This window comes from Zavarzinella sp., assembly GCA_041399155.1.
GTDB lineage: Bacteria > Planctomycetota > Planctomycetia > Gemmatales > Gemmataceae > JAWKTI01.
On sequence record JAWKTI010000001.1, the window covers coordinates 1,942,214 to 1,964,421 of the forward strand.

The following is a 22,208-nucleotide window of genomic DNA, read 5'->3' on the forward strand; positions in this document are numbered from 1 at the left end:
GCGAATCAACCACGCGGCTAATATTTCTTTAGTGCATTAACAATCTTTAATCACCAACGAAATAGCACCATTCGACCTAAGAGCAGAACAATATTCGCGCCTGACAATAATATTAGCGCCAAATACTGAAAATTTTCTAATTTTATGCTAATTGCGATACGACTTTCAGATTAACCCTTTCTGGTTTCCGGAATCGGTTTTCCCAAATACCGAAGCATTTTCTGCATGTCTTCCCAAACCAATTTTTTGTTTTCGGGCGATCGGTGGGGCAACAATGATGCTGGATGGTATGTCACCAGAACTGGTATCCCATCGTATTCATGCATCCTGTTACGCAGTGAGCCCAGCGGGGAACTGACCTTCAGAACTGTCTGTGCAGCACTTAAACCCCAGCAAACAATGAACTTAGGCTGAACCAGTCTCAATGTGTTTTCAAGATATTCCCAACAATTATTCGCCTCCGTTTTATTTGGCGTGCGATTACCAGGTGGGCGGCATCGAAGCACATTACAAATGAAAATATCTTCACGACTTAGTCCACATGCCTGAATAATTTTGTTCAGAAGCTTACCCGCTTCCCCTACAAATGGCTCTCCCAGTCGGTCTTCATCGGCACCCGGGGCCTCACCCACAAAACAGATTTCAGCATCAATCGGTCCCACTCCAAACACCGTCTGGGTGCGGGTAGAAGCCAGTTCCCCACATCGGGTGCACTGACTCACTCGCTCAGCAAGTACTGCTAACTCTTTGGCTCGTAAGGTGTTAGGATCAATTTCTTCTACTGCACTTGTGGGCACAAATTCGATGGTGAGTTCATCCAGACTTGGTGGCAGACGACTGACTCCACTAGCATACAACGATTCCAAGTGGGAAATAAGTTGTTGATCCAGGCGAACATCAGCAGACGAATCGCTCATTTTTGCACTCGGGGTTCGATACCAAGCCGTAATCTGTATTGATATATTGACGAAAGTTTCTGCCAACTGAAAGGTGCATGAATGCCGACGGATGAATTTGTGGTGGCACTGGTTCAAATGAAATGTTCGACAGTGCGTGACGAAAATATGCACCACGCACTGGAGCGAATCGCAGAAGCAGGCAAGCTGGGTGCCCAGATTGTCTGCCTGCCAGAATTATTTTTGTCACCTTATTTCTGTAACACGCACGATTTGAATTTGTTTGATCTTGCCGAGCCGATTCCTGGTCCGGGAACCGATTTGTTGGCGAAAGCAGCAAAACAGGCGAACGTAGTGGTCGTCGCCTCGCTTTATGAGAAAAGATTAGAAGGAATTTTTCATAATACCGTAGCTGTTTTCGATGCTGATGGCTCACTGGCGGGCATTTATCGCAAAATGCACATCCCCCATGACCCATTATTCTTTGAAAAATACTATTTTCGACCGGGTGATCTCGGCTTTAAAGTATTCCCCACACGATATGGTCAGGTGGGAACATTAATCTGTTGGGATCAGTGGTTTCCCGAAGGGGCTCGCCTGACAGCACTCAAAGGTGCAGAATTACTGGTTTACCCCACTGCTATCGGCTGGCACCCCAAAGAAAAAGCCGAGTTTGGCGTTGCTCAGCACGATGCCTGGGAAACAATCCAGCGATCTCACGCAATTGCGAACGGGTTGTACGTCACAGCAATCAACCGCGTGGGATTTGAACCTTCTCCCACGGGTGAAGGATTGGAATTCTGGGGTGCATCGTTTGTGGCAGATCCATTCGGAGTAATTTTAGCGCGTGGCAGTCACTCAAACGATGAATTGATTATACAAACGTGCTCGCGTGCCCGCATACAGGATGTGCGTAGAAACTGGCCATTTTTGCGGGATCGACGCACCGATTCTTACGGGAATATCGTTTTGACAGCCGACGATCAGTTCTCCAGCTAAACTCGACGTATTTTTTCTCACCAGAATTGCCAGCAAATCCGATACACTGTTACGCAATTATCTAGATTAAAGACAGATGCGTCGTAACATTTGATGCGGAAAGGTGTTACGGTTTTGAGCCAAGTAAGCGATTCCAATTGCATCGCATTGGTAAAAGCTGTAAAATTAGGTAAGCTGCCTGAAGTTTGAGGGTGTTTCATCGGGCATGCAGTGCACGGAGCATGAAAGTGACGTTCACCGTACGAGAACTGGCGGCATGGGTAGAAGGGGAAGTGTTAGGCAACCCCGAACTGGCGATTCATGCTGCTCGCCCGCTGACGGAGATGCTTGCGCCCACAGACATTACCGTGGTGTTGTCTGAAAAGAATCTCCCACAATTGCACGGCTCGAAAGCGGGTGCAGCGGTTGTGGATGAGACAGTACCTCTTAATGGCAAAACCCTTGTCCGGGTAAAGGACCCTCTTCTGGCATTCGCGACCATTTTTGAACGAATGCATGTGAAGCCTACTCGAAAATCGACTGGAATCCACCATCTGGCTGTTGTCGATCCCACCGCAATCGTTGGTGATCACTCTTCCGTGGCACAGTTTTCTTCCATCGGCGAGGGTACTGTTATTGGGCCGGGTGCTGAAATCAGCGCGAATGTGACCATTGGCAACCACTGCCAGATCGGCAGCGAAGTTTTTCTGGCACCCGGTGTGGTGTTGTATGATGGTTGCATTATTGGCGACCGTGTCCGTATTCATGCCAATTCTGTAATTGGTGGGGATGGTTTCGGCTATCGAATGATCAGTGGCAAACATTGCAAAATCCCACATGTTGGGCATGTAGAAATTGGCAATGATGTAGAAATTGGTGCGGGTGTCACCATTGATCGGGCAACTTTTGGGGCCACCAGAATTGGTGAAGGCACAAAAATAGACAATCTGGTGATGATTGCCCACAATTGCCAGATCGGGCGACATAATCTCATCGTTTCGCAAGTAGGTCTCGCTGGATCCTGCTCCACTGGCGATTATGTGGTGCTTGCAGGTCAGGTGGGCGCAGCCGACCACACCACCGTGGGCGATTACACTGTTGTTGGTGCCAAATCGGGCATCTCCGGCAAGATTCCCTCCAACCAGAAGTTGTTGGGGGCACCCGCAACTCCTATCAATGATCAAAAACGGATTATGGTTAGCCTCTCCAAATTACCCGATATGCGGCGTGATCTGGATGAAATAAAGCGTATCCTGGGTTTAAAGGATTCCTGATATGCCACCCCCTGTGGGCTTGATTGCTGGCTGGGGCGACTTTCCGGTTCAAATTGCCAAAACAGCACAAAGCAAAAACATCCCAGTGATTTGCCTTGGCATTCGGGGGATGGCAGAAAAGGAAAAACTAGCCCCATACTGCCACCACTTTGCATGGACTCGGCTAGCAGCTTTCAACCGACCGGTCAAAATATTAAAGAAATTTCATGTCTCCAACCTGATTTTTGCGGGGAAAATTCACAAAATCACCCTGTTTCGCCCCATGAGAATGATTACTTTATGGCCTGATTGGCGGATGCTGAAGCTGTTTTTTGGTGGGAAAGATAACGCCGACGACACAATCACTCTTGCAATTATTAATGAACTGCAAAAAGAGGGCCTGTCCTGTATTTCGCCTTTCGAAATTTGTCCGGAGATCCTTGTGCAAACCGGTGCGATCACTGCTCAAATACCCACAGAACGTGAAATGGCCGACATCCAGTTTGGCTGCCACCTAGCAAAGGAAATGGGGCGACTCGATATTGGCCAGTCCGTGTGCGTACGCGATCGAGCCGTTTTGGCTGTCGAAGCGATCGAAGGTACCGATGCCTGTATCCGCAGAGCAGGCGAACTTTGTCGCACCCGTGGGGGATTTGTCGTTGTCAAAGTGGCAAAACCGAATCAGGATCCTCGATTCGATGTCCCCACGGTGGGGAAACAAACTATCGAAACCATGCGGGCAGCAGGTGGGACAGTTCTGGCAATCGAAGGTGGAAACACCATCATGCTGGAAAAGGAAGAAACAGTGGCACTCGCAGAAAAATACCGCATTAAAATTATTGCGGTTGACCTGACTCAGCCAACCCAGGCGGAATCCACTGATTCATAATTGGTCAGTTCTTCAGGTCGAAACCAAAGTGCTATTTCAGTAGCCGCATTTTCAAGGCTGTCGCTGCCGTGAATTAAATTATTCTGTACGCTGAGTGCAAAATCACCACGGATTGTTCCGGGGGGCGATTTTGCACCATCGGTAGACCCCATCAATGTGCGGCATACTGCGACTGCCTCCCGCCCTTCCAAAACCACTGCAACGGTGGGTCCACTGGTCAAAAAATCGAGCAGCGAATCGTAAAATGGCTTCCCTTTGTGCACCGAATAATGCTTCTCAGCCAGTTCACGCGAAACATGAATCAGCTTTAATGCAACAAGTCGTAACCCTTTTCTTTCGAACCGCTCAAGAATCGTGCCCACTAAACGTCGTTGCACGGCATCTGGTTTTAATAAAATTAACGTCTGTTGCATCATTTACCCTAGGAAGTACTTTACACTCTTCATCCTGCAATCAGTGGGATGAAATGTCCAGTATATTGGGAAAGTTCCCCACGATTCCTGGTTTCGCCAGTTAGCGCAACGCAATGAAAGTTATGTTAATGAAAATTATTTAATAAACGAAAGGAAATTCATTGTTTACCTATCCAGCAGCGATACAGATTCCAGATTTTCACCATCCCGTTACCGCTACTGTGCGTGTACCTGGGTCAAAAAGCATTTCTAATCGGGCACTTATTCTGGCTGCGGCAGGTCAGAAAAAGTTCCTGATCCGAGATATTCTCCGCAGTGAGGACACGGAACTGATGGTAGCCGCACTCGCAAGCCTTGGTTGGTCAAGCACCTGGGTAGAAAATGACCTGACCATTTTTCCCAGAGAAAGTCACCCTGCAATCAATCCCCTGCCCATCCATGTGGGCAATTCTGGTACTACTATTCGTTTTTTAACTGCCTTTCTGGCACTCTATCCCGGGTGCTATCTGTTCGACGGCATCCCACGGATGCGAGAGCGACCGATCGAAGATTTGCTGGATGCCTTACGCCAACTGAATGTCGATGTCTGTAGTGCCCGAAACAATGGTTGCCCACCTGTAGAACTGACAACGAATGGCCTACATGGTGGTACAGTCCGGATCAATGGTGAACGTAGTAGCCAGTTTCTCACAGCTTTATTGCTGGCACTGCCTTTTGCAACAGGCGACAGCACGATTATCCCGGTGGGGAAAACTGTTTCTGAGCCCTACCTGGAAATGACTCTGCGAATGCTGCAGCAGTTTGGCATCAGTGTAAGTCGTTCCGAAAGAGGCACTTACCTCATTCCAGGCTCCCAACAAACAACAATCACCGAATATGCAATTGAACCAGATGCCTCATCGGCAAGTTACTGGTTTGCGATGGCTGCAATCACCCAAGGCAGCATCAAAGTGACTGGCTTGAATCGAAATTCGTTGCAAGGGGATCATCGGTTCGTTGATGTGCTGGAACAAATGGGTTGCCGGATTACTTCAGATGCAAATTCACTTACAGTCAACGGTCAACCTTTACGGGGGATCGATGTTGATATGAACGCAATCAGTGATACCGTGATGACCCTGGCCGTGGTGGCTTGTTTTGCCACAGGTCCCACTAGAATTCGGAACGTGGAACATATCCGATTCAAAGAAACGGATCGCTTGAAGGCGATCTGCACCGAAATGCAACGACTTGGAGTGCAGGTTGAAGAAAAACATGACGAAATTTCAATCTTTCCAGGTGCCATGCAGGCAGCATCGCTTGAAACCTACAACGACCACCGCATGGCAATGAGTCTGGCGCTGGCCGGTATCCGCATACCGGGGGTAATCATCCAGAATCCTGGTTGCGTCGTCAAAACGTACCCCGGCTATTGGCAAGATTGGCAACAAATCACCGGCACCACATTGAAAACTTTAGAATAAATGAGAATAAGCCAGCCTGAGAAGTGTCATGCGTGAACACCCAACCATTTTGATGTGCCCACCGGAGCACTATGGGATCGAATATGAAATTAACCCATGGATGAAACGCACCATGGCCAGTGTGCGGGATGTCGCCTGGCAGCAATGGAAGGCACTTCGCGACCAACTGGTTGTATTCGGTGCCACCATCCATGAATTGAAACCCCAACCCGGCCTGCCCGACCTGGTTTTCACGGCCAATGCTGGGATTGTGTTTCGGGATCGATTCTATTCTTCCCACTTTATGCACGAAGTGCGGGCAAAAGAATCGCCTTATTTTGATGCCTGGTTTGCAGGAAACGGCTTTCAAGTACTCCATTGGCCCGATGAGATGTACCACGAAGGAGCAGGCGATGCCCTGTTTTGTGGCAAAGAACTCTTTGCAGGCTATCGGACACGTTCCGATGCGGTGGCTCACCAGTGGCTGGCAGATCAGATTGGAGTACGTATTCTGCCCTTAGAACTGGTTAATCCCGCTTATTACCACCTTGACACCTGTTTTTGTCCTTTGGCACCAGAAATTGCGATCTACTACCCCGCCGCGTTTGACAGTTACGGTCGGAAGGTACTGGAAAGCCACATCCCCCACCTGATACCGATTCATGATGATGAAGCGGCCCGCTTTGGTTGCAACGCAGTGGTAGTGGGCAAACAGATTGTGCACAATAGTGGCTGCCCGAGACTAGCGGAAGATCTTGCCAGAAAAGGATTTACGTCAACTGAGATTACCCTGGATGAATTCCTGAAAGCGGGTGGCAGCGCTAAGTGCCTCACCATCCGGATAGATGGGGAAGATGCCGCCATCTGGGACTGAATTTAGCTTTCAATTCCATACTCTGTTATTCGCACGAATATTTCTGTAAAAATTTCAAATTTTCGTTGAATCTTCTTGACAAGTCGTGTATCATATTTTTGTACAGCATCAACAATGTTGAGGTTAGAACTTAATTTAAGGAGGATGCGTGCGATGAGTGATGAAGTCTTCCGTTCTTTGGGGCTGGGTTTTCCTGGCTGTCGGGATTGTAGCGGTATTAATGCTGCTGGAAGTGATCTTCCGAACGGTAACCAACCGTTATGGTACCCCACAGGATCGCTACCCGCATCGAATTGCTAACAAAACACCTAACACACCCGAAATTTAATTGGGTTTTGGGGCAGATAGATTATTTATCTGTAACTGTTAGCTAGTGACAAATTCTCAAGCTTCTTAGGCGTTATCAGCCAACTCATGCGGTATTTTCATTTCGCTGCTTTCTGATGTCCGATTTTGTGCAACGTAATTGATAGGAATATGAACCATGAAAGTTGCACCAGATCCGGGTGTGCTTTCCAGCGAAATCTCCCCACCCAGCAGTTCACACAATTCCCGCACGATTGATAAGCCCAGCCCAGTGCCTTCATGCTCTCTGGTCCATATGGAACTACTTTGGCGAAACTTTTCGAAAATCAGTTTCTGATCAGCTTCTGCAATTCCAGGGCCGGTATCCTGCACAATAAACAACACGTTTTCACCATCCAACAGAGATTTTACAGTTACCCGCCCACCGGTGGGGGTGAATTTGATTGCATTGGAGATTAAATTTGTCAGAATCTGACGAATTTTGACCGGATCCTGGCGCACCGTGGGCAGGCGCTGATCTAATTCCACCTGAAAATGAATCTGTTTTTCTTCCAATGGCAGACGAAATTGGAACTGGATCAGTTCAAATACACTTGGGATGGTGAAATCTTCGATCCGAACTTCCATTTTCCCAGCTTCAATTTTAGCCAGATCCAGAATATCGTTGATCAAACTCAACAGGTGCTGCCCACTTTTGCGAATATTCATGACCCAACGTGCCTGTTTTTCGTTCAGAGACCCACCTGAAGATAACAGGACATCACTGAAACCAATGATTCCATTCAACGGTGTGCGTAATTCGTGGCTGACCGTGGAAACGAAGTGCTGCTGGGTTTTGTTCGATTCATACAGTGCCAGATTCGCCCGCGCCAGTTCATTTGCTTTCATATCAAGGCTGTTATATATTGCTGCCTGTTCTTCCTGGGCCTGCATCAGGTGCTTCAGCATCCGATTAAATGCCTCACTGAGATCCTCAAATTCATCCCCTGTGTGGATTTCCGACCGCACATTCAGTTGACCTGTAACAATGGCATTTGCCACTTCTTTCAAATGCTTGACAGGTCGAACAATGACATATCGGATAATGAGATAGCTACCAGCGACAATCAGCAGCGAAGTCATGATCGCAAATGACAGCAACAGAGCACGGTTGACATTCTTTCCAGTTTCAATCGACTTGGTGGATAACGTCACTTTGACGATTCCCATCATATCCCCTTCTTTGATAACACCGTTGTTATCCAGGGTCGCCTGAGTAACATTGTGGCACTGCACACAAGAAGCTTCCGCACGCACCACGCTGTAATAGTGAAACTTGCCGTTTTCAAGATCATTCTGGGTTTCATCTTTTGAAGTTGGGTTCCCCATAATGCGGTTCACGATCGCAATTTCGGTGGCTTCCGGCTTAAATTGTGGCTGCTTGGCGTTTGGTTTGATTAACTTGTAAGTGTAATCGCCAAAAGCGTCTGGAAAGTTGCTTTCCGCCTGGTTTTCAAATTCATCGACCAACTGTAATTGTTCCTGCTGAAAATGTTGACGTGCCAGAATAGTGGGGATCAGCAATTGTCCTGAAGTGGTAGTCTGCTTGAAAGCCAGATTTTCTGTTTCTCGGGCAAAAATCCAGAAACTGACTGACATCAGCAATAAGGTTCCCAAACCAAGCAAAATGCGGCATTTTCGCTCGAGATTTGTTTCGCCCAGCAGATTTTTGAACGATTTCATCGACATAACTTCAAAATCTCCTGATTTCACACTTGCTGGCACTGTGGGCAAAAATGAGTAGATCTGCCAGCCAGACGCACCTGCTGGATGGGCGAGCCGCAATTTGGACAAGGCAATTCCGTGCGACCATAAACCGCGAATTCGTCTTGGAAATTTCCTTTTAACCCACTGCCACCAATGTAGTTACGGATGGTGGAGCCACGCAATTCAATCGCTTCGGTCAGAATATCTCGTGCAGATTCCAATATTTTTATGATTGTCGATTTATCAGAATTTACGGGTAAACTGCTAGGATTGATTTTTGCTCGAAAACAGGTTTCGTCGGCGTAGATATTACCCAGCCCACTGATGATCGATTGATCTAACAGGATTGCCTTCCAATTTCTTTTGAGTTGGTGCACTCTCTTATACCAGTCGTCCGGTGAAATATCCCATGGCTCTGGGCCGTAAGTCTGGTTGATTTCGGCATACCACTTGGGGATATCGGCATACCACTGGATACTGCCAAATCTCCGGATATCTCGATATCTCAGTTCTTCAGCACAAGGTGCCAGCACAAACCGGAAATGGGTATGATCCGCAGGTGGGGAATCTGCAGAAAAAAGCTGTAACTGCCCTGTCATTCCGAGGTGGACCACCAACCCACTGGGCTGAGCCAATCGAATGACCAGCCATTTTGCACGCCTTTCGATGGCAAGAATCTGCTGGCGGACGATTTTTTTTGCCCACTGGTGCTGCCAGGGTTTTCGCAGTTTATCTTTACTATATTGCAATTCAGTAATTGTTTGACCAATCAACAGTGGGCGCAGGTCGCGGACAACAGTTTCCACTTCTGGAAGTTCAGGCATGAATCTCTCGCACAGTCTGTAACTTTTTTACATACTTTTGCAAAAAATTGTAATTTTTGCTGTGAGAAGAAATTCGTGGTAAGTAAATGGGGGGAAATAGTGAAGATTCCAACAATAAATCTTATAAATTTCCAATTGGCACACAACTTGCTATTGATTACTTTCGTGTAGATGGGAATCCCACCTGCACGGGGCTGGTGATGAGAAGAGCGTTCTGGAAACTGGACACTTCCAGAACAAGACCGCCAGTTAACCTGTGATGGGTTAACTGGCGGTTTTTTTTCAACTTTTTCGAACAATTCATGTCAGGCAGAATCAACATTCGCCGCGAATTCAAGAAAGATTTCGCATGAAAATTCCTGGTAGAAATCTAAACTAGCATCATCTCCATCTGATCGGATAGAAATCATGTTGAACACAGAACAGTTGTTGGCAAAACTGTACGAAATACGCAAAGATTACGCAGACGATCCCGAAGACCCCACCTATCTGGCGTTACACCACGCTTTTTTGTTTATTTCGTACAAGATCGGCGACTTCAAAGAGTATGTCGCCAATGTCAACGAACGTGGTTCTGATTCAAAATGAGTCGGAAATCGCTACGATATTCATCAATTCTACTCAGAACGGCAGAACAGATCCCACATGATCGAAAATAAAATGCGCGTCTTCACAGGAAGAGCAAATCCCACATTAGCTACAAGAATCGCTGCCCAACTTGGGGATAGTCTGGGAGAAATGGCTGTCAGCACCTTTCCTGATGGCGAGACTTTCGTCCGAATATTAGAGGATGTGCGTGGTCGGGATGTTTTTATCATCCAGCCAACATGCGATCGTGTGAATGACAACCTCATGGAACTCTTGATCATTCTGGATGCCTTCAAACGTGCCAGTCCGATGCGACTGACAGTGGTTCTGCCTTACTATGCGTACGCACGACAGGATCGCAAAGACCAGGGACGCGTTCCAATTTCGGCCAAGCTTGTAGCAAACTTACTCACTGCCGCCGGTGCCCACCGTGTCCTGGCAATGGATCTGCACGCACCACAGATACAAGGGTTCTTTGATATCCCCGTCGATCATCTGATGGCATCACCTGTTTTCATCAATTTCCTCAAAGAATGGAACCCACCGATGGATCAAGTGGTCTTCCTCAGCCCGGATGAAGGCCGTGTGAAATCGACCCTGCACTACCAGAACCGTTTGGGCGGAAATCTGGCGATTGTCGATAAGCGCCGATCAGATGCCATGCACACCACGCAGGCAAATCTGATTGGTGCCGACCTGAAAGACAAAATTGTGTTAATGTTCGACGATATGATTTCCACTGCGGGCAGCATCTGCGGTGCAGCGGCAGTGGCAAAAGCGAACGGTGCACGTGAAATTCATGTATTTGCCACCCACGGTGTGCTGTGCGGAGAGGCAATCCCACGTCTGGAGAAATCGGCGATTGAACGCGTGATCATTACCGATACGATCCCACTTCCACCTGAAAAACAAATCGACAAAATTACTGTTCTCAGCGTTGACAAACTGCTAGCCGATGCGATTCGCCGAATTCACGAAAATGAATCTGTCAGTGTCCTGTTTCGTGATGATAAAGGATGATCCCAGAATTGAATTGTTGAAGTTGCTTTTCGACTTTATTGATGCGAATGATCAATTTCAGGGCACCTTCGGCATTGAAACCTGTTCCTGATACCAGGTTTGCCAATGGCTCCTGGTTCGCACTGGCAACGACTGGTCCCACTCTTCGGTAGGGATAGTCTCTAATGCCTGTTTGACCTTTTCAATTGCCAATAGCTGGCGATTTTTCCATAGTTTCGTCCCTTCGGCATCTTTCGCTTCGAAACGGTGTTTCGCTGCTTCTTCACAGCACCGGACATAGTTCCGCCAGCCTTCCAGACTTTCCACCTTGTTCGGGTAGAACAGCACAATGCTTTCGCACTGCCGCAAGCATTTTTCGTACTCCCCGGTGAAGAAATAACAATCGGCCAGCAGAAACTTGACCGTGCGGATGGCATCTAACTCATGCGAGCGATTCTGTTGGTATAATTCATCGGCAGCCAGTAGCAATTCGCCCGCTTCATTCAGATAGTTCTGATACGAAGCCCAAGCTGTATCCCGCAGTTTTTCTAACTGAATCTGTTCCTGTACCTTGTAACTGCTATCCCGTAAAGAAAGCCGCTTGTTGGCAAGTTCTGCAATTTCCTTTCGATAATTTTCAATCTTGCGTGCCTGCAATCCAGCCAACGCCCACGAAGTCTGTGCCAGCAGCATTTTCCCACGTGGGAGGTATTCACCCTGCGGATAATTTTCCAGGGATTTTTGCAACTGCTGGCGGGCATCCAGCCACTTTTCCTGCTGGAAATAACTTTCTCCCAAGAGAAAAGAGGCCTCTTCATGAACCTTAGGGTCATTCACATCTATGTCTGGTCGAGCCAGAACAGTTTGCAAAAGCATTCCCGCCTGTTGTGCGGCTGGTTCTTCACGCAGAAAGTAGCGTGCCAATTGTACTTGTGCACGATACTGACTTGGGCTGGTGATCTGTGCGGCGGTCTGCAGAGCAGATTTCGCCTGTATTCGAGAACCAGACTGCAAATACAATTCAGCAACATGCAACCACCCTTCTACTGCGTTTACAGGAAACGGCTGATTTAGTTGCGAAATTTGATCCAGCGATGTGCGGGCCAATTCCTTGTTTTCTGCCTGCAAATAGGTTTCCGCTGCACGCATCCAACGAACAGTTTTGATCCCATCAGATTTACCTCGGAAACCTGCAGTACTCCATAGGGAAGCAGCCTTGTTGAAAAAATCGCTCGATTCGACATTCTTTTTGATATAAGATTGATTATCAAAGATAATTGCCTGCAGTTCCTCCCCACGTCCATCATCGTAAACTTTACTCATTAATTGTGCTGCTTTGAACGCTGTGTCAAAGTCACCCCCATCAATCGCTGCGTAGTAAGCACTCATTAGTTTTGTGCGGGTTTCTTCCAGGGAGCCAAATTCTTTGGGTAGATAATTCTCGATAGAATCCAAATCGTGCAATTTTTGGGTGTATGCAGCCACCACTTCTTGTGGCACGGCACCTGAAATATCTGGCAATCGATTGGGCACCTCACCAGGAATCGGCATCAACGCCTGAACCTGTTGCAACACTTTTTTTGCATCATCTGGGCGGTTGAGCTTTGCATAACCTTCAGATAATCCCTGTAACGCGGCCTGCTGGTGTTCTTGTTTCGCACCGCGCAGCCAGCGAACTTCTTCCCACAATTTCACTGCAGGTTGCCATTCGTTCTTATCACGGTGCATCTGTGCCTGCAAAATTTTTGCATGAGCATAAATTTCAGGCGGAGCCTCGATTCCGATGCGATTCAGCAATACTTGCGATTCGGCAATTTCCCCACTTTGCTGGTGAATCAGTGCCAATTGCAGACGAGCCTGGTTCAATACTCGGGCATCGTATCGGTTAGTGGCATACTTCAAAAAATTCTGCAAACTGCTTTTCAAATTCTTTTGCTGCTCCGGTATAATGCTGTTGATAAAACCTGGAAAGCAACAGGTGCCCCTCCGATGGATCATCAGCCAGAACCACTGATTTTTCTAACTGTTCCACTGCAGTTTTCGGGTCTGTTTCAGGCAAATGTGCGTACGATGTTGCATAACGATAAAGGTACTTCGGCCGATCCTTTTCGCTGAGGTTTGACGGGTCCACCTGTTGTAAATGTCGATATCCCAGCTTCCACCATTCATCGGCCTCGGTACTGGCCTCCGTAAATTCAGCCAGTACGGTATATGCGCTACCCATCAGGTAGTGGGTTTCTGTCTTGAGATGATCCGGTGGGTCAATATTTGGCATCTCCCGCAGGGCAGCATGAATCTGATCCACTAACGGTGGTGTACGGTCTATTGAGTTGCGCAGTGGTGCCAGTGCATGTTGAAATCGCTCCGTTGGTGTTGGGCGTAAACGGTCACCAAACTGCCACAGCACCACCCAAACGCCACACGCCAACAGGAAAACGGGGATTTGCCAGATTCGAACCAAGCCATAATGATTGCTATTTGCGGTGGACATGGTGTTGACGCTTCCTGCGTTGTAGATCGTTCAATACGGTAAGAACCGGCTTTTGAGCCAGTCGGGAGCCTAGAATTGGCAGTTTAGCGAATACGTGGTAATCAGGTCAAGGCCAAATAGCGAATTACGGATACAAAAATTCACTATTAATGAATTTTCACTCATTATCTTCATTTCTGACTGGTCTGCATGCTGACATGCAGGAACTTCGCTCAAAAACTACCCCATTGTTGCCGTGTTCAATGAGGAACTGTTCACTATAACTTTGAATATGCGAAAATTGGCAGAGTATTTTTGGAAAGTAATTTTACCTGTTGCTATTTTGGTAGCAATCTGCTGGTATTTTTACACCAAATTGCGTCAACCGGAACTGTATTCCGGTTTGATCACCATTCGATGGCAATGGTTGTGTCTGGCTGCCCTGCTTTACCTTACTGCCCACACGTTGTGGGCAAGTTACTGGGTAATTCTGCTCCGCAATCAAGGTGCAACAGTTAAGTGGATCACCGGGATCCGGTCCTATTTCATCAGTCAAATGGGCAAATATGTACCCGGAAAAGTCTGGGTAATAGTTCTGCGGGTGGGAATGCTCGGTAATTCGCTGGGAATTTCCCGCACCGCAGTGGGAATTACTGCTACCTATGAAGCATTCGTTTCAATGGCTGCTGGTGCCTTTGTTGGTGCCCTGCTCCTCTCGACACTTGCACCGGAACAGATGGGGCTTGAAGGGATCAGCATTTATTGGGTCATCCCACTCGGGATGATTCCGATTGGTCTGGTTGGACTAAATCGATTCATCAACCGTGTCAGTCGATGGCGAAAGGGCCCGAATGCCCCACAACTGCCTCGGGTAAAGTTACATATGGTGATTTTTGGCATCCTGATGGGTTCATTAGGCTGGTTTATCATGGGTGCCAGCCTTTGGTGCGTGGTCAAAGGAATTATCCCACAGGCCAGCCTGATGAGTTGGGATCAGGTGGGGCATTTTACCTCCATCAACGCGATTGCCTATGTCATTGGCTTTATGGCATTTTTCATGCCGGCTGGCAGCGGTGTGCGTGAATTTGCTATGCAGAAGCTGCTGACACTTGAATTGGCACCAATCATGGCCACCAATCAGGCAACTGCAATTGCCGTTGTATTGGCAATTGTTCTGCGACTGACCTGGACAGTTGCCGAACTTCTTTGTGCCGGGTGCCTTTATTGGTTCGTACCTGGTCCTGGAATTTCCAAGGAATTAACTGCCACCGTGCAAAGTGCCTGATCCAGTTAACCTTAACTGCTTTTCGTTCCAGATGAGCAAGGAAAAAAGTCAACGTGAATAAGAAGATTTCCATTCTCGTGCCTTTGTGGAACGAAGCAGACAGCCTTCATGCTCTGCACCAACAAATCTCTGAAGTGATGACAGGACTTTCCCAGCCATGGGAAATTATTTACATCGATGATGGCAGCACCGACGAATCTTGGAAAATGATTCAGGAATTTTCAGCCGCAGGTAGCCATATCGGTGGGATTCGGCAAAGGAAAAATTTTGGTAAAGCAGCAGCATTGCAAGCTGGTTACGACCACTGTCGTGGCGACATCATCATGACCCTGGATGCTGACCTTCAGGATGATCCCGCAGAAATACCCCAGTTTCTCAAGAAAATGTCGGAAGGATTTGAACTGGTGAGTGGCTGGAAGAAAATTCGCCATGATCCATGGCATAAAGTTTTCCCCAGTCGGGTCTTTAATGGAATGGTCAGTTGGCTTACGGGGGTAGCACTGCATGACCACAATTGTGGAATGAAAGCCTACTCATCGGCAATCTGTCAAGAAATCCGCTTGTACGGAGAACTACATCGATTCATCCCGGTTTTAGCTGCAGATAGAGGTTTTCGTGTGGGTGAAGTCATCATCCAGCACCGTCCACGTCAGTTCGGCAGTTCAAAATATGGATTTCGCAGGTTTTTGAGAGGCTATTTTGATCTGCTCGGCGTCACGTTTCAAACAAGATATGCACAGCGTCCCATGCATTATTTTGGAAGTTGGGGCCTGATTTTTCTGTTGATGGTCACCTTTTTTGTGCTGATTTCCTGGATCTGGCCCACCAGCAGATTCGCTTTTTGGGGAATTGTTGCTTCGCTGTTTGCCACAGTGGGTACGCTTGTGTACCAGAACGGCCTGTTAAGTAACCAATTAGCTGCCATGAACCCCAAAAAACCGTATGTCATTGCAGAGAAGATCGGGTTTCTGACATCGTTTAACTCGCATTCACCCACATCTTCGTTAAACTAATCGCATTCCCCTCAATAAGTGATGAAATGAATACCCCAGAACAAAAACAAATCCGAACCATTTTTTCGATTTTGCTGGTGGTAACTGGTGCCATCATGATGGCGAGGCTGGTGAATGCAGAATTGCTTGTCGAACCCAGTCTCTACAAGCAGAATCCATCGCGTAAGTGGCCGGCCTCGGCACCTGGTGCGTGGCCGACCTTCAGTTCCAACGACCGCGTTCGGTGGGCTACAGTTCGTTCTTTGGCCGAAAACAACACTTTTGAAATTGGCCAGCGGATTGAAGATCCAACAACACCAAAAGGTTACCGTGATGAGGGGATATTATTTGAAGACGGCTTCAAATCGGTTGATGCGGTGCTGCACCCCGATCGGAAAGTTTTTTATGGTACAAAAACCCCACTTTTAGTGATGATGGCAGCGGGCGAATACAAAATTATATTAAAATATTGTAATATTCGCATGGCTGAAAAGCCCTGGCACGTGGTGATTCCCATTCTGACTACGCTGCATATTCTGCCACTGTTATTGGCATTATTTTTGCTGGGCAGATTGATCTGTAGCTGGGCAATATCGGACTGGGGGAAAATATTCACTTTTTCTTCTGCCTGCTTCGGCACATTCCTGACCACATTCGCAATGACATTTAACAATCATGTCCCAGCCGCGTGCTGCCTGTTTTATGTGGTTTATCTCTTGTTTGCCCCGGATACTACATGGTCGGTTGGCAGGTTATTCCTTGCAGGTCTGTTGGCTGGGCTTGCAACTGCTTTCGATTATCCAATGGCAGCCCTGGGTGGGTGTATTTTCGCCGTGTTGCTTCTCACACGCTGGAAAACGTCACTTCTGTTTTTACTTGCAATGCTGGTGTTTCCCGCAATTCAAACAGTGATCAATTACAAGGCCTATGGAATTTACGAACCGATTTACAGCAAATTTGGCACTGCCTGGTATGAATACGAGGGCAGCCACTGGAATAAAGTCAATCTCACCCCACCACCGACTGGGATTGATTTCCTGAATCAGCCAAAGCATATTTACGCTGTTAACCTGACTTTTGGACACCACGGACTCTTTTCGCTGACTCCCGTATTCCTCATTGGTCTGATCGGTCTATTTTTTGCACCAAAATGGCTTTCACGAGAGCAAAAGTACCTGTGGTGGACATCGATCCCAATGATCTTAGCTGTCATTGGCTATTTTGTGGCCACTACCAACAATTACGCGGGATGGAGTTGTGGGCCAAGGTGGTTGTTCGGGCTGATTCCCTCCTTACTGTTAGGCTTGGTGCGTGCCAGTGACTACCTTGGCAGCAAATGTATCCTGCGCTGGACAGCCTATGTATGCTTGGGACTGAGCATTTTTGCCGCACAATACTGTGCATTTAACCCATGGCGATACCCCTGGCTGCTGCAGTGGTCGCAGTATCAGGGGCTGACAAATTATTAATTAATGAATTTTATTTGTTGCAACAAATAAATTTACCTGAACCTGGATTGATTCGAAAAGTCTTGTCTCAAAACGACTTGCGTGGAATGAAAGCGATGGCGATTGAACTGGCGAAAACTTACGACAACAAAGCCGCACACGAAAAATGGCTGACACAATGGGATGAAGCCGGGATTTTTCACACTGTGCCTGATCCCACCCGCCCACCGTACACGATTGTGATTCCCCCGCCGAATGTTACCGGTGCGTTGCATATGGGCCACGCACTGAACAATACCTTGCAGGATGTACTGATTCGCTGGCGGCGTGCCATGGGCGACAATGCCTTGTGGATTCCAGGCACAGACCACGCAGGAATTGCCACCCAGGCTGTGGTAGAACGCCTGGTGATGTCGAAAGAAAAGAAAACTCGACACGATCTTGGCCGTGAAGAAATGGTCAAACGAATCTGGTCGTGGAAAGACCAGTACGAAAAACGTATCCTTGGACAGTTAAAGCAGTTAGGTTCATCGTGCGATTGGAAACGCACACGTTTCACTCTGGACGAGACGTGCGTCCGTGCTGTCCGCACCACCTTCTTCAAAATGTTTCGCGATGACTACATTTACCGTGGCAAACGGCTGGTCAATTGGGATACTCAGTTGAATACCTCCGTTGCGGATGATGAAACCTACACGGAAGACACCGTGGGCGGTTTCTGGACGTTCGAGTACCCACTGGTGGATCAGCCGGAAAAGCGGATTCGCTTTTCAACCACCCGCCCCGAAACAATGCTGGGTGATACCGCGCTGTGCGTCCATCCAAATGACGAACGGTATCAGGACTTTGTGGGCAAACAGGTTCTCTTACCCCACAGTGGACGGACAATTCCGGTGATTGCAGATGCTTTACTGGCTGATCCGGAACTGGGAACCGGCTGTGTGAAGGTGACTCCTGCCCACGATCCAAACGATTATGCCTGCTGGCAGCGGCATCCTGAAATTGACATTATCAACATCCTGAACCCCGACGGCACCCTCAATGCTGCTGCTGGGAAATATGCGGGCCAGGATCGCTACCATGCACGGGAAGCGATTGTGCTGGAAATGGAAGAGTTGGGGTATTTTGTTGAAAAAACCGACCGCACCGTCCCACTGAAATACAGCGACCGCAGCAAAAGCCCGATCGAGCCGTTGTTGTCAGATCAATGGTTTGTTCTGATGGGCAACCGCACTGATGGCAAACCAGGTTTGGCGGAAATGGCATTGCAGGCTGTACAGAATGGTAAAGTCGCCTTTACGCCTGATCGCTATGCTCGAAGCTACCTCGATTGGTTGCAGGAAAAGCGGGATTGGTGCATCAGCCGTCAATTATGGTGGGGGCACCAAATTCCCATCTGGTATGGCAGTGCGGCAAAAGGCCCCCACGCGGGGCCGGATTTTCTGGCAAGCCAGGATGCTAAAGCGTTTGTGGCAGTCGAAATCCCTTCGGAAGAACCCACGGCACTGCCAAAATGGCAGGTTTGTGTCGCTCCGGATCATCCGGAACTGGAAACGCTGTTGGAATCGAACGGATTTACCCGTGATCCGGACGTGCTTGACACCTGGTTCAGTTCAGCGTTGTGGCCCCACTCTACCCTGGGCTGGCCCACGGATTCGCCGGAGCTGGCTTATTATTACCCCACCAGCACGCTGGTAACTTCCCGCGACATCATCACCCTGTGGGTGGTGCGTATGGTGCTGACAGGGCTCTACAATCTAGGCGAAGTGCCATTTCGCAACGTGTACATCACGCCAAAAATCCTCGACGGTTACGGCGACACAATGAGCAAATCGAAGGGCAATGGCGTCGATCCGCTGGATATCATCGAACTGTACGGGGCGGATGCATTGCGTTTCGTTATGGTGGGATCGGCAGGGGAAACGCAGGATTCCAAGCTGCCTGTGGGGAACGTCTGCCCCCACTGCGGCACACTGAATGCAGTCAAAAAAGAGCATATGTACATGCGGACGCGAAAAGTGACCTGTACCAACTGCAAAGGGCAATTTCGTCCGGGTGGCCCGTGGCTGGAAACCGATCCGGAATTGCCCACCGCACTGCAGGGGTCCGAACGCTTCGATGTGGGGCGGAACTTCGCCAATAAGCTCTGGAATGCAACACGGTTTATCCTGCTGAATATCGATGAATATGAGCCGATTGAAGTTAACATTGAAGCATTGCCTTTAGAAGACCGCTGGATCCTGAGCCGACTGACCACCACCATTCAAAGTGTCACGGATGCGTTTGAAAAGTTTCGCTTTAGCGAAATCACCCGCCTGATTTATGATTTTGCATGGTCGGAATTCTGCGATTGGTACATCGAAATGAGCAAGGGGCGGTTAAAAAATGCCGAAGACCGCCCCCTGGTGCAGCACATTCTGATAACGGTGCTGGACGGAATCGTCCGTCTGATTCAGCCAGTAATGCCATTTCTTTCCGAATCACTGTGGGAGGCACTGGGGCAAATTGCACCAAAACGCGGCCTGCAGAATGCAGTTGAAGTGGAAAAATTTGCCAGTGTTGCCCGCTGGCCTGTGGTAAATCAGGAACTTCTCAAACCAGAAACAGAACAGGCGATTGCCCACATGCAGGATCTGATCCGTGCGGTGCGTGAAATTCGCAATCGCTACCAGATCGATGACCGCACCGAGATGCCATTAGCAGTCCGCTGCCCAGATGCCCGCCACCAGGCACTTCAGCCAATAGAGCGGTTTATTGTGCAGTTAGGGCGATTATCGCAGTGGGAATGCGGCCCCCACATCCAGAAACCTGCCCAATCCGCCTCATTTCTGGTGGAAGATATGGAAGGCTATGTGGCACTGGCAGGATTTATCAATGTGGAAGATGAACGTGCCCGACTGGAAAAGCAACTGGCCACCACCCTCAAGCAACACGATGCCACCGTTGCGAAACTGGCGAATGAGTCGTTTGTTTCGCGAGCACCCGCGGAAGTGGTTGCTCAACAGAGGGAACTGGTGATGGAATTGACAAAGCAAATGGCTTCCATCAGAGAAATGATCCAGGATTTTAGTTAGAGGGCCATACAAGAATATGTGTTTATGGCTTTAGTTCAGGCTCAGTTGACATCCTGCCAGTCATTTTGAAAGCCGTCTAATGGACGACATTCAGACGGTTGTGCCAACAACCGTCATTCCCGCGAAGGCGGGAATCCAGTTCTGTGAATTGAATTGAATTGGGATGAGTTGAATGAAATCCATAGGCCAAAGCGTCTGAAAGGGCTCGATGTGCAAATTGTCAGGTGAAACTGTGTGTTGGCCAGGCAAAAACGATAGCCGAACAACAAATGGAGCATCATCATGAATGAGGTTCTTGCGGAACTGCTCAATCGCCTGATTGCAATCAAATCAGATCACAGCGAAATCTGCGATACGGAAGTACGTGAACGGCTGGATTCGGCCATTCACGATGGTTTTCTAACTCCCACCCAAGACTATGAACTGCCCAACGACTTTGGAATGTACTCACCAGAGGGGAATCTTGCGGTAAAGAACTCACTAGGCTGGTTTCTGCCAGCAGCCATGGCTGCCTGCGAAGCAGAGGAGTTGTTCACTTTTCATGAGCGGCTGGATGCATTCCAGAGCCTTGATGTTAGAATCGGGCCGAAACAAATCTGCTACAACGATTTTTTCGGATACACAGACCCCAAACGGTATGATGAAAACGGCAATTTTATCAAGAGATAATGCTTGAGCGGATTTGAGAATCAATTTACTTGTAAAAGCCAACTGATTCGAAGCCGTGCACAATTAAGTGACCAAAGTTGGTCACAAATGATCTGGGATCTATTGAAACTGTTCCCAACCAAAAAGATCACGCATCATCATGGATTTCGGTGCGGGAATAATACCACATCCCAAAACAGGTAATCGCCAGCGTTGCAGATAGCAATACGATGTATGACGTGGTATCACTGACTGGCACAAAAAGCGATTCGCTTTCGGTAGGTACATCGTATTTTTCAGCTGAAGAGTACATCAGACAGCGCACATAATAGTTGATGCTGAGCCGTTTGATGGTACCCGGGATCGGTAATTCACTGAGAATTGTTTCAAAAAACATGGCATAGAGCAGGCCCACGATGGCCGGGCGTGAAAAAATCGAACCGAAAAAATGAAACAACGCACTGAATGTCAGGCTACCTGCAATGATGGACGGCAGATATAGCCAGAACAGATCGCGCCCGGTACTGCCACCTGCCAGGCAGAGAATCGCAAAACCACCAACATTCAGAAATAATACCCACGGCAGCACTCCCAGCCATTTTGCCAGATAGATCCCCCAACGTGGGATCGGTCGACTGCTCAGCCAGATCATGGTACGGTTTTCACGATCCTGGCCAAATGCCGCTGCCGCAAAACTGAGACTTTGCATCGGCAAGAGAAAACCGAGGTACAACATAAAAACTACGTTTTTGGAAAAAACGGCATGAGGTTTGGTTTCTCTTTTGTAACGTGCGATCAGTTCAGAACCTTCAATTGCTGCATGGGCCAGCCCACCTGCCAGAAATTCCGCACGAAACGGTTTGGTGCGCTGCACCCGCCATTCGTAACGATTCCAACCAGTGGATGTCGTAAATAACAGCACAATACCAGTGCAGATGCCCAGCAGGAACAGCGAGATCCAAACCATCTGGTTTGCCTTCCACTGTCTCGCAAAAGTCCACTGAATGAGATAGCCCCACGCCTTCCAAGCTGAGTTCATCGTTTTTGTGCCCAATGAAAATTATCGAGATTCCGAGCGAAGAT

Annotated in this window: 20 protein-coding genes; 13 read left to right on the plus strand and 7 right to left on the minus strand. The window is 48.3% G+C overall.

Translation table 11 applies throughout. The annotated features are described in order from the left end of the window. Window positions 1-170: 170 nt before the first annotated feature. Window positions 171-917 (minus strand): uracil-DNA glycosylase, encoded by a 747-nt coding sequence (locus R3B84_08030; GenBank protein MEZ6140504.1) that lies wholly within the window; start codon window positions 915-917, stop codon window positions 171-173. A gap of 81 nt (window positions 918-998) precedes the next feature. Between R3B84_08030 and R3B84_08035 the strand changes: the two genes are divergently transcribed. From R3B84_08035 to lpxI, 3 genes are all read left to right on the plus strand, one after another. Beyond that, complete coding sequence (locus R3B84_08035) at window positions 999-1,895, plus strand: carbon-nitrogen hydrolase (protein MEZ6140505.1); 897 nt, start codon at window positions 999-1,001, stop codon at window positions 1,893-1,895. 221 nt (window positions 1,896-2,116) lie between these two features. Beyond that, a complete protein-coding gene (lpxD, locus tag R3B84_08040; GenBank protein ID MEZ6140506.1) occupies window positions 2,117-3,148 on the plus strand; it encodes a UDP-3-O-(3-hydroxymyristoyl)glucosamine N-acyltransferase in 1,032 nt (343 codons plus the stop codon). A 1-nt stretch (window position 3,149) separates the two neighbouring features. Continuing rightward, the gene (lpxI, locus tag R3B84_08045) at window positions 3,150-4,016 is read left to right on the plus strand and encodes a UDP-2,3-diacylglucosamine diphosphatase LpxI (GenBank protein ID MEZ6140507.1); all 867 of its coding nucleotides are present in this window, start codon (window positions 3,150-3,152) and stop codon (window positions 4,014-4,016) included. Here lpxI and ndk read toward each other — a convergent pair. After that, on the minus strand, window positions 3,983-4,432 hold the full coding sequence (gene ndk, locus R3B84_08050) for a nucleoside-diphosphate kinase (GenBank protein MEZ6140508.1): 450 nt from the start codon (window positions 4,430-4,432) through the stop codon (window positions 3,983-3,985). The genes lpxI and ndk overlap by 34 nt on opposite strands. 158 nt (window positions 4,433-4,590) lie before the next feature. Between ndk and aroA the strand changes: the two genes are divergently transcribed. The 3 genes from aroA to R3B84_08065 all read left to right on the plus strand — a co-directional run bounded on the left by aroA (window position 4,591) and on the right by R3B84_08065 (window position 7,073). After that, entirely contained in the window at window positions 4,591-5,892 is a 1,302-nt protein-coding gene (gene aroA / locus R3B84_08055) for a 3-phosphoshikimate 1-carboxyvinyltransferase (protein ID MEZ6140509.1), read from the plus strand. Window positions 5,893-5,920: 28 nt separating this feature from the next. Continuing rightward, the gene (locus tag R3B84_08060; GenBank protein ID MEZ6140510.1) at window positions 5,921-6,745 is read left to right on the plus strand and encodes an arginine deiminase-related protein; all 825 of its coding nucleotides are present in this window, start codon (window positions 5,921-5,923) and stop codon (window positions 6,743-6,745) included. Window positions 6,746-6,905: 160 nt separating this feature from the next. Then, window positions 6,906-7,073, plus strand: a complete 168-nt coding sequence (locus R3B84_08065; protein ID MEZ6140511.1) for a hypothetical protein — start codon at window positions 6,906-6,908, stop codon at window positions 7,071-7,073. A gap of 65 nt (window positions 7,074-7,138) precedes the next feature. Here the strand turns inward: R3B84_08065 and R3B84_08070 are convergent, their stop codons facing one another. After that, complete coding sequence (locus tag R3B84_08070) at window positions 7,139-8,779, minus strand: ATP-binding protein (protein MEZ6140512.1); 1,641 nt, start codon at window positions 8,777-8,779, stop codon at window positions 7,139-7,141. Window positions 8,780-8,799: 20 nt separating this feature from the next. Next, complete coding sequence (gene mutM, locus R3B84_08075; GenBank protein ID MEZ6140513.1) at window positions 8,800-9,621, minus strand: bifunctional DNA-formamidopyrimidine glycosylase/DNA-(apurinic or apyrimidinic site) lyase; 822 nt, start codon at window positions 9,619-9,621, stop codon at window positions 8,800-8,802. 408 nt (window positions 9,622-10,029) lie between these two features. On the opposite strand from mutM, the gene R3B84_08080 reads away from it, so the two are divergent. Then, on the plus strand, window positions 10,030-10,209 hold the full coding sequence (locus R3B84_08080) for a hypothetical protein (protein ID MEZ6140514.1): 180 nt from the start codon (window positions 10,030-10,032) through the stop codon (window positions 10,207-10,209). Window positions 10,210-10,266: 57 nt separating this feature from the next. Beyond that, a complete protein-coding gene (locus R3B84_08085; GenBank protein ID MEZ6140515.1) occupies window positions 10,267-11,229 on the plus strand; it encodes a ribose-phosphate pyrophosphokinase in 963 nt (320 codons plus the stop codon). Between the two features lie 57 nt (window positions 11,230-11,286). On the opposite strand, the gene R3B84_08090 is transcribed toward R3B84_08085, so the two are convergent. Next, window positions 11,287-13,110, minus strand: a complete 1,824-nt coding sequence (locus R3B84_08090) for a tetratricopeptide repeat protein (GenBank protein ID MEZ6140516.1) — start codon at window positions 13,108-13,110, stop codon at window positions 11,287-11,289. Then, entirely contained in the window at window positions 13,094-13,699 is a 606-nt protein-coding gene (locus tag R3B84_08095; protein ID MEZ6140517.1) for a hypothetical protein, read from the minus strand. The genes R3B84_08090 and R3B84_08095 overlap by 17 nt, the downstream gene beginning before the upstream one ends. A gap of 280 nt (window positions 13,700-13,979) precedes the next feature. On the opposite strand from R3B84_08095, the gene R3B84_08100 reads away from it, so the two are divergent. The 5 genes from R3B84_08100 to R3B84_08120 all read left to right on the plus strand — a co-directional run bounded on the left by R3B84_08100 (window position 13,980) and on the right by R3B84_08120 (window position 21,146). Beyond that, window positions 13,980-14,963: a lysylphosphatidylglycerol synthase transmembrane domain-containing protein gene (locus tag R3B84_08100; protein MEZ6140518.1), complete on the plus strand. Its 984-nt coding sequence runs from the start codon at window positions 13,980-13,982 to the stop codon at window positions 14,961-14,963. A 53-nt stretch (window positions 14,964-15,016) separates the two neighbouring features. After that, window positions 15,017-15,976, plus strand: a complete 960-nt coding sequence (locus tag R3B84_08105; protein ID MEZ6140519.1) for a glycosyltransferase family 2 protein — start codon at window positions 15,017-15,019, stop codon at window positions 15,974-15,976. A 26-nt stretch (window positions 15,977-16,002) separates the two neighbouring features. Next, the gene (locus tag R3B84_08110) at window positions 16,003-17,424 is read left to right on the plus strand and encodes a hypothetical protein (GenBank protein MEZ6140520.1); all 1,422 of its coding nucleotides are present in this window, start codon (window positions 16,003-16,005) and stop codon (window positions 17,422-17,424) included. Window positions 17,425-17,486: 62 nt separating this feature from the next. Continuing rightward, window positions 17,487-20,477 (plus strand): valine--tRNA ligase, encoded by a 2,991-nt coding sequence (locus R3B84_08115; GenBank protein ID MEZ6140521.1) that lies wholly within the window; start codon window positions 17,487-17,489, stop codon window positions 20,475-20,477. Window positions 20,478-20,759: 282 nt separating this feature from the next. After that, a complete protein-coding gene (locus R3B84_08120) occupies window positions 20,760-21,146 on the plus strand; it encodes a hypothetical protein (protein MEZ6140522.1) in 387 nt (128 codons plus the stop codon). Between the two features lie 127 nt (window positions 21,147-21,273). On the opposite strand, the gene R3B84_08125 is transcribed toward R3B84_08120, so the two are convergent. After that, a complete protein-coding gene (locus R3B84_08125) occupies window positions 21,274-22,164 on the minus strand; it encodes an ABC transporter permease (GenBank protein MEZ6140523.1) in 891 nt (296 codons plus the stop codon). Window positions 22,165-22,208: the final 44 nt, after the last annotated feature.